Origin of the sequence: Bacillus methanolicus (assembly GCF_028888695.1) — a bacterium.
GTDB classification, from domain to species: Bacteria; Bacillota; Bacilli; order Bacillales; family Cytobacillaceae; genus Bacillus_Z; species Bacillus_Z methanolicus_B.
Map to the genome: position 1 here is coordinate 325276 of NZ_PNFF01000001.1, position 14029 is coordinate 339304.

The following is a 14029-nucleotide window of genomic DNA, read 5'->3' on the forward strand; positions in this document are numbered from 1 at the left end:
TAAATTCCCTTAGCTCGTAATAAAACGAGTAAGGAGTCACCTCCTGATTTTTTGAAAAATTAACTCGTCAGAACCAAAAGCGACTGCATCAAGGCGGAACCTTCCCGGGAAAGTTGATTTGCCAAGTCTTCTTTTTGCGGCCCTTCAAGCTTTTCAATGAGCGGCAAAATAACAGCTAATTCTTTGTGCAGCTGTTTCATTTGGTTGGTTACGTTACTTACATGCTTTTCAACTTCTGACTCCCGAATTTGTTTCGATTTTTTGATTTCAAGTTTTCTTTTAATCTCTTCAAGAGGAAAATGCATTGTTTTGCACTCTTCAATAAATTTAAGATCGTGCAAAGCTTCTTCTGAATAGATCCGATAGTTTGATTTAGAGCGGTCAGCTTTAAGCAGGCCTAAGCTTGTATAATAATCTATTGTTCTTTTGGAAACTCCTGATAAACTAGCTAACTCGCCGATACGATAGACTGCCCCATCATATCACCTCTGATAATATAAATTACAATTATTATAGAGTTTTTAAACCGTACAGTCAAACGTTACAGTTTCGATAGAATGCCGTTATCCTATATATGACTATATATGAGAAAAAATAAAATTAATTATTAAAAAATTCAAATAATTATTTGTTTGTAAAAAGGCAGCAAAATGTTTGCCGCCTAATTTTTATTCCTTTTCCTGTTTCTTACTTACTTCTATATATAAAATGTGATGTCCTTCAATTTCTTTAATTTTGAACAAATGATTTTCTCTTTCGAGTGTATCTCCTTCTTGAACATCAAATTTTTGTGTCAAGAACCAGCCGCCGATCGTATCAACTTCTTCTTCTTCTTCCAATGAAGTTCCAAGGAGATCATTCACTTCCGAAATCAAGAGCTTAGCATCGAGTATGTATCCGTTTTCGGTTTTACGAATAAGCGGAACCTCATCTGTGTCAAATTCATCCCTTATCTCACCCACAATTTCTTCAATGATGTCTTCAACCGTAACCAATCCTGCCGTTCCCCCATATTCGTCAAAAAGGATGGCCATAGGCGATCTTTCTCGCTGCATTTTGACAAGTAGTTCATGGATCGGGATCGTTTCAATAACCCGTATTACAGGTTTTATATAGGGAAGCAAAGGACATTCGCCTTCAAATTTCTTTTGTATACAGTCAGTTAAAATTTCTTTAATGTTAATGATTCCAATAATATTATCTTTGTCGCCGCCGGTTGTCACCGGATAGCGGGTGAATTTTTCCTCTTTCACAACTTTTAATATTTCCTCTAAAGTTGCATCTTCCGGAAAGCTGATGATTTCCGTTCTTGGCACCATAATTTCTTTTGCAACACGATTATCGAATTCAAAGATTTTGTTGACATATTTATATTCGGATTGGTTAATTTCACCGCTTTTAAGGCTCTCTGAAAGAATAATTCGCAGTTCTTCTTCAGAAAGGGCAATTTCATTTTCTGAAGGAGCTTTCAGACCAAATAAGCCGGTGACAATTCTTGCTGAGCTATTCAATGCCCATATAAAGGGATACATCACTTTATAGAACAAGATCAGGGGAGTTGCGAACGAAAGGGTAATGTTCTCTGCCTTATGGATGGCAAACGTTTTAGGCGCCAATTCTCCGATTACAACATGAAGAAAAGTAATGACAGAAAAAGTAATGACAAAAGAAAGTATTTGGCTAATTGATTCCTGTATCCCCAATCTTTCAAATAATGGGTGGAGAATACTTTCCACAGTCGGTTCTCCGAGCCAACCGAGGCCAAGTGAAGTAATCGTAATTCCAAGCTGGCAAGCTGATAAGTAGCCATCCAGATTTGAAATGACCTTTTTCGCTGCTTCTGCTTTTTTATTGCCCTCAAGAATAAGCTGGTCGATTCTTGACGTCCGCACTTTTACAATCGCAAATTCCGAAGCAACAAAAAAAGCAGTCAATGCAATCAGAAATACAACTAAAAATAAATTGATTCCGATCATTCTGAGCCTCACATTATCGTAAGGTATTCACCTCCCCCTTTTTGCAAATTTTGATATTTGTACCTTTCCCATATTTATGCCATTCTAATCGCCAATACTGACAAGTAAAAAAAGCTGCCTTTTTGACAGCTTTTCATGATTTCTTCCATTCTTTTGCTAAAAGACCGTAAATGATCAAGTCATGGAAGTGGTCGTATAGATATTCACCGTCACGGACGATTCCCTCTTGGACAAAGCCAAGACGTTCAGGGATGGCACGGCTTTTAAAGTTTTTTGTGCCGCAGCGAATTTCAATCCGGTTTAAGTTTAGATCAAAGAATGCATAGTTAATCAGTGCTTGAACCGATCTTGTCATAATTCCATGTCCTTCCGCTTCTTTGGCAAGCCAGTAGCCAATGCTCGTTTGTTTATTGTTCCAGTCAATATGGTGGAACCCAATTGATCCGACTAATATTCCTTTATAACGAATGCCTAAATGAAAACCATTGTTGTCTGCAAATTGTTTCAACCATAACGAAATAATCGTATGGTACTGAGAAGATGAATAAATGCCGTCAACCCATGGCAGCCATTTTCGCAAATGAAATCGATTTGAATCAACAAGGTTGAACAGTTCGTCGGAATGATGAAGCTGAAACAGCTGAAGTTCGATTTCGCTATCTACTTTTAATGTGAACATTTCCTTTTCCCCTTTTATTCTTTTAATACGGTACCGGCGGAAGGTAAAATAATGGTGAATACCGTTTTCTCAGTTGTTGATTGGCAAGTTAACGTCCCCTTATGTTTTTCGATAATTTCTTTGCAAACAAAAAGTCCAAGGCCTGTTCCAAGTTTTTTCCTCGTAACAAACGGTTCAAAAATTGTTTGCAGCATTTCTTCGGAGATCATCGGGCCGTTATTTGCGATTTCGAGTTTGACAAATTCTTTTTTTTCATCTGTAAAATATCCTTTTATTTCAATTAGCGGGTCACTGCGATATTGGCTGAGGACATCGATGGCATTAAAAACTATGTTAATCAGAACCTGGCGGATTTCATCAGAATACCCATAAAGTTTAATATCATCAACAACCTTAACAATTCTGACTTTACAGTCCAAAATACTAGGATATAAAAAATTAAGCACTTCATCAACTAACGATTTTAAGGAAAAAAAACTTTTATCTTTACCAATCAGTTCTTTTTTTGAAAGTAGAAGAAACTGGGAAATTCGAAAATTTAATTGTTCTAATTCATTCGAGATAATGTCTAAATAGTTCATTGAAGGATAATCTGCTTTTAATAATTGAATGAAACCTTGAATAGATGTTAACGGGTTGCGGAATTCATGAATAAAGCTTGAAGTCATCTGGCCGAGAAGGGTAAGTCTGTCTTTATGGGTGGAATCAATAAACTTCGATTTTTCTTCGATAATTTTATTTTTCGCTTCTGTGTAGTAAGAAACTGTATAGTAAAGGAATTTATCGAAGCAATAGTTAATGTTATCGATTGACTCTTGGAGTTCTTTCCAGTCCATATCCATTTTATAGAGATATTTATTAATAATGGATCTGCCAATATTAACGTTATATACAAATTCACCAATATTAATATCTGCTTTAACCCTTTCATCTCCGACAACATATGCCAGTTTTTTTATATATGTTTCAAGTTCTTCTTCAGGCCCTGTGAAGACATTTAGTACGATATCAAAAATCGCTTCCCCATTTTGTTTAATGTGGTCCTTAAAAGGGTCTTTATCAGATTCCATTATCATTTTTTCCCATTCATCTAACATAACCTGTTTTTGACTTTCCAACAAGTCTGCTAATCTCTTTTTTGTAGTGGCTAACATTTTTTCCTCCTGTTCCACTTTATTTTGTGTAAGATTAGTATTCGATGGGAAGCGGCAAACTCCTTTATCTTATTTTGCATAATTATGAGGAAAAATGGCGAAAAATCGAGATTTACATAAATTGTTGGCAATTTATCATAATTATACTAAATGAAAGGGGCTGACTAATAAGAGTCTGGCTCCTATGTTGTATTGGAGGGGTCTGCCCCTTATTATTAAGCCCCTAATCACCATTGAGAAGCGGTTCTATATGGATGGTTGCACTTTCAATCATGTGAATTTGAAGGAGATTTTTCTCAATATTTTCAGTAATGTTATGGCTTTCTACAACATTTAAAGAAGGTTTCACTAGAACGGTAGCTTCCACTAAAACTTGATTGCCGTGCATCCGTGCTTTTACTTCTTTGATCGACTCTACTCCCGGTGTTTTGCGAATAGTTGCTTCAATCTGTTCGAGCATTTCCTCGTTAAAGCCATCTGTTAATGAGTAGGATGCATCAGAGAAAATTTCCCCAGCTGTTTTGCAAATAAGAACCCCGACGGCAATTGCAGTTAAAACGTCAAGGAGGGCAATTCCAAATTTTGTTCCGGCTATGCCTATAAATGCCCCAAGGCTGACTAAAGCATCTGAACGGTTATCATAAGCAATAGCTTTGATAGAGGAACTGTTGATTTTTTCTCCAAGCATTAAGTTGTATCGATAGACGAAAAACATGACCAAGGCACTGCCTAAGGCAGTCCATGCCGTCAGCCAATCCGGGTTTTCAAGATCATCCGTGAAGAAATTTTGAATTCCCTCAATGATAACTTGAATTCCAACAGAAATCATAATAAAAGCAGCCACTAAAGACGCGACTGATTCCGCTCGTGAATGCCCGTATAAATGATTATGATCAGCAGGTTTTCTTGAAATTCTTAGTCCTATTACAACTGCTGCGGAAGCGATTACATCAGTAAAATTGTTTAAGCCGTCAGCCCAAAGCCCCTCAGAGTGGCCGAATTTGGCAATTAACAATTTGATGGATGCCAGAATGATATATACAACGATGCTTAACCAGGCGCCTTTTTCGCCTAATTTTAATTGGTCGTTCCGTTCCATGACAATCCTCCAATGAATCATATGAGCAATATAAACCATACCAAAAGACAAGCATGTGGGTCTATAGAAACAATGTCGGTTATAGGCAGTTCTATTGAGTTTGTTTAAATAATTTTCTTAAGGTAAAAAAATATTTGATTATATAATTTCAAAGATTTACCGGTTCAATTTGTGAGATTCAGGTAACTCTCTTTTAACGGATTAAAATCTAACAGCGGAAAAGTGGAATAAATCCGTAAAACGGTAAAAATGCACCGTCTGAAAAAGGTGGGATTTTTTTCCCATCTTTTTCTTTTTAATAGAACGATTGAATCTTAAAATAGGGAAAAAAATAAACTTTTATCTAATATTGGTATAAAAACCAGTTATTGTGGATAAAAGTAACTGTCTTTATCGATTAAATTTATAGAGATGAATTTTTTAAAGGTTGTGGTATTACATGAACAAACTTCACTCAGTTTGGACTTCATTTCTAAAATTCTGGAAACAAAAACATATGACTCAAATTGTTGTTTTAGTCATGTCAATAATGTTCCTTGGTGTTTTAGGATTCTTTTATTATTTTTCAAAAGATGCCGATATTCGCTCATTGAAAGAAGGTTTGGCACAGTCAACAATCATTTACGATCAAAACGGCGAGGTTGCGAGCAAAATTTCGGCACACAAAAACGAGGCAGTTCCGATCGAACAGGTGCCGGATCATATGAAAAACGCTGTTGTGGCAATTGAAGACCACCGGTTTTATGACCATAATGGGATCGATTTAGTAGGAATATTCCGTGCCTTTTTTCGGAATTTCAAAGCCGGGGAAGTTGTTGAAGGGGGAAGTACGATTACCCAGCAGCTGACGAAAAATGCCTTGCTTTCTCCGGAAAAGACGTATAGGAGAAAAATAGAGGAGCTTTTTCTTGCGCGAGAAATTGAAAAAGAATATACAAAAGAGGAAATTCTTGAAATTTATTTAAACGAAATTTATTTTGGTGAAGGCGCTTGGGGAATAAAGAATGCTGCTCTTAAATATTTCGGGAAAGAAGTAAAAGATTTAACAGTTAGTGAATCTGCTTTGCTTGCAGGCCTTATTAAAGCTCCTTCTGCCATAAATCCGTATGCAGACTATGATAAGGCGATTGAACGCCGAAATGTTGTTCTTGAGCAAATGAGAAAGTATGAATTTATTTCTGATGCGGAATATGAGAAAGCGGTAAATGAAAAACTTGTTCTTGATGACAAAGGTGGAGACCCGTTTCGCGGCAAATATCCTTACTATGTGGATCATGTAATTGAAGAAGCTATTCAAGAATACGGTCTAACTCAGGATGAATTGTTGACCGGCGGATATCATATATACACAGAGCTTGATCCTGATATGCAATCGGCAATAGAAACCGTCTATGAAAATGACGAGCTTTTTCCAGAAGGAACTGACGATCAGATCGTGCAAAGCGGTGCTGTATTAATGAATCCTCATACAGGCGCAATCCGTGCGCTTGTCGGAGGAAGAGGAGAACATGTTTTCAGAGGGTTTAACCGGGCAACTCAGTTGAGGGCACAGCCGGGATCAACAATGAAGCCGCTTGCGGTTTACACGCCTGCTCTCGAAGAAGGATGGAAACCTGAAGATGAACTGAAGGATGAAAAAATGTCATTCGGCGACTATGAACCTGCGAATTACAATCATCAATACAAGGGCATGGTCCCTATGTATGATGCTGTGAAAGACTCCTTAAACGTTCCGGCAGTATGGCTGTTAAATGAGATCGGAATCGAGAAAGGAATAAATGCAGTTGAGCGGTTCGGCATTCCTCTTGAAAATGGAGACTATAATCTCGGGCTTGCACTCGGCGGATTGGAAAAAGGAGTTTCTCCATTAATGATGGCGGAAGCATTTTCTGTTTTTCCAAACGATGGAGAACGGATTCAAGCCCATGCCATTACAAAGATTGTTGATGCAAACGGTATTACAGTGGCTAAATGGAAGAAAAAAAAGAGGAAAGTCACAACAAAAGCAGTTACTGATATGATGACAACAATGCTTCTTGGAGTTGTGGAAAATGGTACAGGAAAAGGAGCGCAAATTCCGGGAAGGGAAGTGGCCGGAAAGACAGGCTCAACCCAAGTTCCGATTGACGGAATTAACGGGGTAAAGGATCAATGGTTTGTAGGCTACACTCCTGAGCTGGTCGGAGCTGTATGGATGGGGTACGATAAAACAGATAAAAACCACTATTTAACAACGACGAGCAGTGAAGGTGCAGCTCTTATTTTCAAGGAAATAATGGAGGATGCACTAAAGGATACAGAACCGTCTTCTTTTCATGTTCCTCACATTTCTTCATACATGAAAAAAAGAAAACAGGAAGAGTGGAATTGGAAAGCTCGTGAACTCGAAGAATCGTTCAAAAAAGAAGCAGACAAATGGAAGGAGAAAGTTGAAAAAGAGAAAGAAAAATGGGAGAAAAAGTGGAAAAGAAAAGGAAAAAATGATGAGTAGTTTTGGAAACCAAATGATAAACATCGACTATTTATATGAAAAATTGCAACTGCAACTTGCATTATGTAAGATTATGAACGAAGAAATGTTCCAGCTTCTTCCTAAATTTTTCACACGGAAGGGGATACAGCAGTAGTGTTGACTTTAATCCAAAATGGAGAAATATATGCCCCCCAATATTTAGGGAAAAAAGACATTTTACTGATTGGCAGCAAAATCGGCTTTATCAAGGACAAGATTAAGAAACCGGCAGGCTTTGTAGATATAAACATTATCAATGCAAAAGGAAAAATTGTTGTTCCTGGATTTATTGATTCTCACGTCCATATAATCGGAGGAGGCGGCGAAGGAAGCTATAAAACCCGTACCCCGGAACTGATGTTGACGGATGCAACATTGGCTGGAATTACAACATTAATCGGGGTAATCGGAACAGATGGAACGACACGGACAATGGCTAGTTTGATCGCCAAAGCCCGCGGATTAGAGGAAGAAGGTATTACCTGTTACGTCCATACCGGTTCATACCAAGTGCCAGTTAAGACGCTGACTGGAAAAATTGAAGATGACATTATTCTGATTGACCGTGTGATCGGGGCCGGCGAAATTGCTATCGCGGATCATCGTTCTTCACAGCCAACGGTGGAGGAAATGGCAAAAATTGCTTCGGAAGCGAGATTAGGCGGGCTTCTTTCAGGGAAAGCAGGGATCGTCAATGTCCATGTCGGAGACAGTTACGATCATCTGAAGCTGCTTGAAGAAGTGGTTGAAAGAACGGAAATCCCGATTCGCCAATTTTATCCAACCCATATTAACCGGAACCCGCATTTATTTGAAGCGGGAATTGAATATGCGAAAAAAGGCGGCTATGTAGATTTTACAACAAGCTCCATCCCGAATTTTGGAGACGAAGGGGAGATAAAATGCAGCAGAGGGTTAAAACGAATGCTTAAAGCCGGAGTGGATATTTCGCAAATTACATTTACTTCAGACGGACAGGCAAGTTTGCCGGAATTTAATGAGCATGGTGAAATGACCGGGCTGAGAATCGGCAAAGTTTCGACTTTATTTAAAGAAGTTCGCGATGCGATTATGGAAGAAGAAATTCCGGTTGAAACAGCCATTCAAGTGATCACAAGTAGTCCAGCCAACATTTTAAAGCTCGAGCAAAAAGGCAGCATTGAAGAAGGCAAAGATGCGGACTTGGTTTTTTTAACAAAGAAAGATTATCAAATAGATACAGTTATTGCGTTGGGGAAAGTGATGGTTGAACATGGAGAAGCAGTCGTAAAAGGAACGTTTGAATAAACTGAATGTGTCTAAAGATAAGGTCAAGAAAGCCCTGGCCGACATTGGAGCTGGTGAAGTCTTTGGCCATTTGGAAAAAGGGTATATAAATAAAAAATTTGTTCATTAAATGTTCATATTCTTGCCATAAAATTGTGAGATTTCTCACACTTGCTTATCCTCCTAACGTGATATTCTTACAAAGAAACCATAATTAGGAGGTTATCAACAATGGAAGAGTTTTCAATTACACTAGCCATTGCCAGCATTATGGTGCTCGGATATTATATCGGTTATTCGATTATTAAAGCGTCTTAATCCGCCCGGTGAACATGCCTGGCGGTTTTTTTTGGATAAATATGATGAAAACTGGCAAAATAGGGGAAAGAATATAAAAAATTATGCGAGGCAGGTAGTCATGGAGGAATATCGAATTGAAAAAGATACTTTAGGTGAAGTAAAGGTACCGGCAGATAAGTATTGGGGAGCCCAAACTCAAAGGAGCAGACAAAACTTTAAAATTGGTACAGAAAAAATGCCGCTTGAGGTCATTTATGCGCTTGTTCACATAAAAAAAGCTGCTGCAATCGTTAATTATAAACTTGGAAAACTTTCGGAAAAGAAAAAGAATGCGATTACAAAAGCATGTTCAGAAATTCTTTCCGGTTCCTTTGACGACCACTTTCCGTTAGTTGTCTGGCAAACAGGAAGCGGAACCCAAACGAATATGAATGTGAATGAAGTCATTGCAAGAAGAGCGGAAGAATTAATGGACAAACTAAATGCCGGAGAAAAAATACATCCTAATGATGATGTAAATATGTCACAAAGCTCAAATGATGCATTTCCAACTGCCATGCATATTGCTGCATACATTGCAATAACAGAAAAGCTGCTCCCTTCTCTAAAGGAACTGATAAAAACGTTCAAATTAAAAGAAACAGTTTTTAAAGATGTAATAAAAATTGGCAGAACGCATCTCCAGGATGCAACTCCTTTAACTTTGGGACAGGAAATTAGCGGCTGGCGAACCATGCTGGAAAAAGATGAGAAGATGATTACTGAATCTATAAAATATTTGCAGGATTTGGCGATTGGCGGAACGGCGGTTGGTACCGGTATTAATGCCGACCCTTCATTTGGTGATGAAGTGGCAAGGGAAATATCAATCGCGACCGGATATCAATTCAGATCAGCGGAAAACAAATTCCAGGCACTAACAAGCCATGATGAAATTGTTCATGTTCATGGCGCCTTAAAGGCTCTTGCAGCTGATTTAATGAAAATTGCCAATGATGTGCGCTGGCTAGCAAGCGGTCCGAGAAGCGGGATAGGTGAAATTTCAATTCCGGCGAATGAACCGGGAAGTTCCATTATGCCGGGAAAAGTAAATCCGACACAAAGCGAAGCTTTAACAATGATATCTTGCCAAGTTTTTGGAAATGATGCCGCGATTGGTTTCGCTGCAAGCCAGGGAAATTTTGAATTAAATGTATTTAAGCCAATGATTATTTATAATCTTCTCCAGAGCATACGGCTGCTTTCAGAAGGAATGCAATCTTTTAATGAAAAATGTGCTGTCGGAATTGAAGCAAATAAAGAAGTGATTGCAACTCATTTAGAAAGATCACTTATGCTCGTTACAGCTCTCAATCCTCACATTGGGTACGAAAAAGCTGCAGAAATTGCCAAATTAGCTTTTAAAGAGAATATCACGCTAAAAGAAGCGGCATTGAAAACGGGATATATAACCGAAGAACAATATAATCAATGGGTAAGGCCTGAAAACATGATCTAAGTAAAATGCCCCCCTTCACGAATGAAGGGGGCAATGCCATTTTTATTCAATTTATTATTAGATTAAAATTGTCTTCCGCTGAGTTGTTGTTGAGCCATTTGTACAAGGCGTTTTGTAATTTCTCCCCCAACAGAACCGTTAGCACGTGAAGTAGTATCTGCTCCGAGGTTTACGCCGAATTCTGTTGCAATTTCATATTTCATTTGTTCTAATGCTTGTTCTACACCAGGAACTAACAATTGATTAGAGTTATTATTTGCAGCCATGAATATTTCCTCCTTCTGTAATTCATTGTTGTTTTTTTATGGTTGGGTTAGCCGGATTTGCACCGGCAAACAGTGTGACTGTTACCTTTGCTTGGTTTAACCCAGCGGTGGAAGAAACTTTATTGCTGTATTTACATTTTATTTTGTTTGATTTTTTAATGTTTATTCGGTTAAACGATCAGGGAATTATTTCCTTTTAGTATACAATTACATATACGATTTGAATAAACACAAACTAGCATTAGATAAAACGGTTAGAAAGGGATTGGGGAAAATGGCGATTTGTCCAATATGCAACGGATTCAAAATGCTCCATTTAACTTGTCCGAAATGCAACAGTGAACTTAAGGAAGGCGGCCGGATCATGGACTATTATGATGATTATAGCCCGTATATGATGATTGATCATTTAAAGTTGGAAGACGGGTATCCAACAACATATTCTAATCATAAATGCCCGCATTTATTCTATTGCGCGAAATGCGGATTTGAAGACGTTAAGCTGATAAAAGAACAAGACCCCGTTTAATTTTACGGGGTCTTGTAAAGTATGGATTACGCAAGCACTGCTGCTTCGGTTTTTGGACGGATTCGCATTTCTGTTTCTTTGTCAAAGAAATGGGCTTTATTCATATCAAATGCAAGTTCCAATTTATCTCCAGGATTGATATCTGTCCGGGAATCAACACGTGCAACAAATTCTTGGGACTCTATGTTTGAATAAATCATTGTTTCTGCTCCTGTTAGTTCTGACACCTCAACAGTAGCCACAATTTTTGATCCTTGTGAAGCATCAATAAATATCGGCTCATCATGGATGTCTTCAGGACGGATCCCTAAAATGACATCTTTTCCGACATACCCTTGTTCGCGAAGAACTTTCATCTTTCCTTCAGGAACAGCGATGGAAGTATTGCCAATAACAAATTTGCCTTCTTCAAGTTTACCGTTAAAGAAGTTCATAGCAGGGGAGCCGATAAAGCCGCCGACAAATACATTCTCCGGCTTTTCATAAACATCTTTAGGCGCACCAACCTGCTGAATGACACCGTCTTTCATGACAACAAGGCGAGTTGCCATTGTCATGGCTTCTGTTTGATCGTGAGTTACATAAATTGTTGTTGTTTGTAAACGCTGATGCAATTTTGCAATCTCTGCTCGCATTTGGACGCGAAGTTTTGCATCAAGATTCGAAAGAGGTTCGTCCATTAAGAAGACTTTTGCATCACGGACAATCGCACGTCCGAGTGCAACACGCTGGCGCTGTCCGCCTGATAATGCTTTCGGTTTGCGATCAAGATATTGTTCCAAACCAAGAATCTTTGCAGCTTCTCTAACACGACGATCAATTTCGTCTTTTGAAAATTTTCGAAGCTTTAAGCCGAAAGCCATGTTATCATATACGCTCATGTGCGGATAAAGCGCATAGTTTTGGAACACCATCGCGATATCGCGGTCTTTTGGCGGAACATCGTTAACACGCTTCCCATCAATAAATAAATCACCTTTTGTAATTTCCTCAAGACCGGCAATCATTCGGAGTGTAGTTGATTTACCGCAGCCGGATGGCCCAACAAAAACAATAAATTCTTTATCTTTAATATGCAGATTGAAATCTTGAACAGCCGTGACTTTATTATCGTAGATTTTGTAAATGTGTTCTAACCTAAGTTCTGCCATATCATTTCCTCCTCTAAAGAATCGAAAGCGCTTTATTTATAGTTTAAAGAAAAGAGGACTTTTTCTGTATGGTCACCTTGCACAAAATTCGTTCAGCAATTATTAGGCAAAGTGCAACATAATGAAAAAATTCAGATGACTTCTTCAAAAAGACAAGGATGCGTTTCCCTTAAATATCATTTATCTCTGTCAGCAAGCAAGCTAAATAAACAGTAAAAGCCCCATAAAAATCTTTTAAGTTGATTCCTGTTTTTTCAATAAACTTTTCAATTCGGTATTGGAGGGTATTACGGTGTATATACAATTTTTTGGCAGTTAGTGATGTGTTCAGATTGTTTTCAATAAAAAGTTTAACTGTAGCAAGAATATCATGGTCATCCTTTAAAATCGGCAACAGCGTCCCGGTTAGGATTTCTTTCAATTGGGGATCCAGTTTTTCGGCAAGCAAAACAGGAAACACTTTTTCAAAAGTAATGATCCGTTCTTTTAGCAAGAGCTTTATTCCCTTTGTGAAAAACTGAAAGTCTTGTTGAAAGATTTTTGCAAACTGTTCAGATAGAGATCTGAATTTTCCCGGGTAAAGATAGATATTAATAAAAAAATCACTCTCGAAAGTATTGACAATTGAGACAAAATTTTCTTCAGTCAATAAGTTTCCTTTTTTTTCTTCCACAATAACTCCTCGTGTTTCCGAAAGCCAAATGACAATAACATCATCGGAAAAAAAACCTCTGATTGCAGCCTCAAATTCCTGATTATCTGTTTTCGTTCCCGTATATTGAAAGCAGATCGTTCTGAACACTTTTTCTTCGTCGACTGGTATACTGCCGTTCTGGAACAGAAAATCGCGCCATTTTCTTGCTAGTATATTTTTTTGTGAGTCGATAAAGGGATGAGAGTTTTCCGGATAGAGAGTTCGCAATAATTCCAATTCTTTTTTGCATAGATCTTTTTTAGGAATACAAAGCCAACTGCCAGTTCCATCGGAAAAACAGTGGTATTCAGCAGACAAATGGCCGGAAACAGAGTCGGTTATAAATGCATTCGGGTATAAAGTCAGCAAACGGTTGAACATACCATAACCCCATATCATTTAGATGAAAGCAGATTATTTTTATTATAACAAACGTAATATCTCTAATATAAAAAAGAAGCACCAAATCCCTTTCAAGATAAGGTACCTATTTTCTATGGAAAAGGGGAGGAGCTACGCTAACAAAGATAGAAATGCTAACTTAACTTTAGCAAGATACTTGTTTAGCTTTGTAAATATTTGGAGCTTTGCTTCGCTCACACCGCCTTATTATGTTGGTTCTGTTTTATAATGAAAGCTATTTACATGTTAGGGTTGGGAGTTTGAAACTAATGTACGTTTTTGGTTCTTATTTTGTTTCATGTGGCGGGTTTTCCTGATAGAGATCTCTTGCTTCTTCAATATTTGGGGTAGTGTTAAGCCGATGGACTTGACCTCCTGTCATCCCCTCATTGATCATACGGTCAATATCCAAATAAACAGAGTCGCGGCCTTCGTATAAAACATCTTCTAAAAATTTGTGCCCGTGTTTTTTCATATTGTCCTCCAGAAAATTGTTTTCTTTA

General features: G+C 38.0%; 13 protein-coding genes. 4 read left to right on the top strand and 9 right to left on the bottom strand.

All coding sequences use genetic code 11. The features are described from left to right. Positions 1 to 59: 59 nt before the first annotated feature. The 5 genes from C0966_RS01710 to C0966_RS01730 form a co-directional block, all read right to left on the bottom strand. Positions 60 to 461, bottom strand: coding sequence for a MerR family transcriptional regulator (locus C0966_RS01710; protein WP_274855693.1), 402 nt, complete (start codon positions 459 to 461; stop codon positions 60 to 62). A 207-nt stretch (positions 462 to 668) separates the two neighbouring features. After that, positions 669 to 1976, bottom strand: coding sequence for a hemolysin family protein (locus C0966_RS01715; RefSeq protein WP_274853435.1), 1308 nt, complete (start codon positions 1974 to 1976; stop codon positions 669 to 671). Positions 1977 to 2109: 133 nt separating this feature from the next. Beyond that, positions 2110 to 2655, bottom strand: a complete 546-nt coding sequence (locus C0966_RS01720) for a GNAT family N-acetyltransferase (RefSeq protein ID WP_274853436.1) — start codon at positions 2653 to 2655, stop codon at positions 2110 to 2112. A gap of 14 nt (positions 2656 to 2669) precedes the next feature. Beyond that, the gene (locus tag C0966_RS01725) at positions 2670 to 3809 is read right to left on the bottom strand and encodes a histidine kinase N-terminal domain-containing protein (RefSeq protein WP_274853437.1); all 1140 of its coding nucleotides are present in this window, start codon (positions 3807 to 3809) and stop codon (positions 2670 to 2672) included. Positions 3810 to 4032: 223 nt separating this feature from the next. Next, positions 4033 to 4908 carry a cation diffusion facilitator family transporter gene (locus C0966_RS01730; protein WP_274853438.1) on the bottom strand — a complete coding sequence of 292 codons (876 nt, stop codon included), beginning with the start codon at positions 4906 to 4908 and terminating at the stop codon, positions 4033 to 4035. A gap of 439 nt (positions 4909 to 5347) precedes the next feature. On the opposite strand from C0966_RS01730, the gene C0966_RS01735 reads away from it, so the two are divergent. From C0966_RS01735 to fumC, 3 genes are all read left to right on the top strand, one after another. Continuing rightward, positions 5348 to 7399, top strand: a complete 2052-nt coding sequence (locus tag C0966_RS01735; RefSeq protein ID WP_274853439.1) for a transglycosylase domain-containing protein — start codon at positions 5348 to 5350, stop codon at positions 7397 to 7399. Positions 7400 to 7534: 135 nt separating this feature from the next. Then, entirely contained in the window at positions 7535 to 8707 is a 1173-nt protein-coding gene (gene iadA / locus C0966_RS01740; protein WP_274853440.1) for a beta-aspartyl-peptidase, read from the top strand. A gap of 397 nt (positions 8708 to 9104) precedes the next feature. Then, positions 9105 to 10484 (top strand): class II fumarate hydratase, encoded by a 1380-nt coding sequence (gene fumC, locus C0966_RS01745; RefSeq protein WP_274853441.1) that lies wholly within the window; start codon positions 9105 to 9107, stop codon positions 10482 to 10484. A gap of 62 nt (positions 10485 to 10546) precedes the next feature. On the opposite strand, the gene C0966_RS01750 is transcribed toward fumC, so the two are convergent. After that, a complete protein-coding gene (locus C0966_RS01750; protein ID WP_274853442.1) occupies positions 10547 to 10750 on the bottom strand; it encodes an alpha/beta-type small acid-soluble spore protein in 204 nt (67 codons plus the stop codon). A gap of 274 nt (positions 10751 to 11024) precedes the next feature. On the opposite strand from C0966_RS01750, the gene C0966_RS01755 reads away from it, so the two are divergent. After that, on the top strand, positions 11025 to 11279 hold the full coding sequence (locus tag C0966_RS01755) for a hypothetical protein (RefSeq protein WP_274853443.1): 255 nt from the start codon (positions 11025 to 11027) through the stop codon (positions 11277 to 11279). A gap of 26 nt (positions 11280 to 11305) precedes the next feature. On the opposite strand, the gene C0966_RS01760 is transcribed toward C0966_RS01755, so the two are convergent. From C0966_RS01760 to C0966_RS01770, 3 genes are all read right to left on the bottom strand, one after another. Continuing rightward, entirely contained in the window at positions 11306 to 12430 is a 1125-nt protein-coding gene (locus C0966_RS01760) for an ABC transporter ATP-binding protein (protein WP_274853444.1), read from the bottom strand. Between the two features lie 169 nt (positions 12431 to 12599). Beyond that, complete coding sequence (locus C0966_RS01765; RefSeq protein ID WP_274853445.1) at positions 12600 to 13505, bottom strand: PucR family transcriptional regulator; 906 nt, start codon at positions 13503 to 13505, stop codon at positions 12600 to 12602. A gap of 307 nt (positions 13506 to 13812) precedes the next feature. Further along, the gene (locus tag C0966_RS01770) at positions 13813 to 14001 is read right to left on the bottom strand and encodes a hypothetical protein (protein WP_274853446.1); all 189 of its coding nucleotides are present in this window, start codon (positions 13999 to 14001) and stop codon (positions 13813 to 13815) included. Positions 14002 to 14029 lie beyond the last annotated feature (28 nt).

Coding starts and splice junctions, on each gene's coding strand:
- C0966_RS01715 (WP_274853435.1), bottom strand. CDS start 1,976: ATGATCGGAATCAATTTATTTTTAGTTGTATTTCTGATTGCATTGACT.
- C0966_RS01720 (WP_274853436.1), bottom strand. CDS start 2,655: ATGTTCACATTAAAAGTAGATAGCGAAATCGAACTTCAGCTGTTTCAG.
- C0966_RS01725 (WP_274853437.1), bottom strand. CDS start 3,809: ATGTTAGCCACTACAAAAAAGAGATTAGCAGACTTGTTGGAAAGTCAA.
- C0966_RS01730 (WP_274853438.1), bottom strand. CDS start 4,908: ATGGAACGGAACGACCAATTAAAATTAGGCGAAAAAGGCGCCTGGTTA.
- C0966_RS01735 (WP_274853439.1), top strand. CDS start 5,348: ATGAACAAACTTCACTCAGTTTGGACTTCATTTCTAAAATTCTGGAAA.
- fumC (WP_274853441.1), top strand. CDS start 9,105: ATGGAGGAATATCGAATTGAAAAAGATACTTTAGGTGAAGTAAAGGTA.
- C0966_RS01750 (WP_274853442.1), bottom strand. CDS start 10,750: ATGGCTGCAAATAATAACTCTAATCAATTGTTAGTTCCTGGTGTAGAA.
- C0966_RS01755 (WP_274853443.1), top strand. CDS start 11,025: ATGGCGATTTGTCCAATATGCAACGGATTCAAAATGCTCCATTTAACT.
- C0966_RS01760 (WP_274853444.1), bottom strand. CDS start 12,430: ATGGCAGAACTTAGGTTAGAACACATTTACAAAATCTACGATAATAAA.
- C0966_RS01765 (WP_274853445.1), bottom strand. CDS start 13,505: ATGTTCAACCGTTTGCTGACTTTATACCCGAATGCATTTATAACCGAC.
- C0966_RS01770 (WP_274853446.1), bottom strand. CDS start 14,001: ATGAAAAAACACGGGCACAAATTTTTAGAAGATGTTTTATACGAAGGC.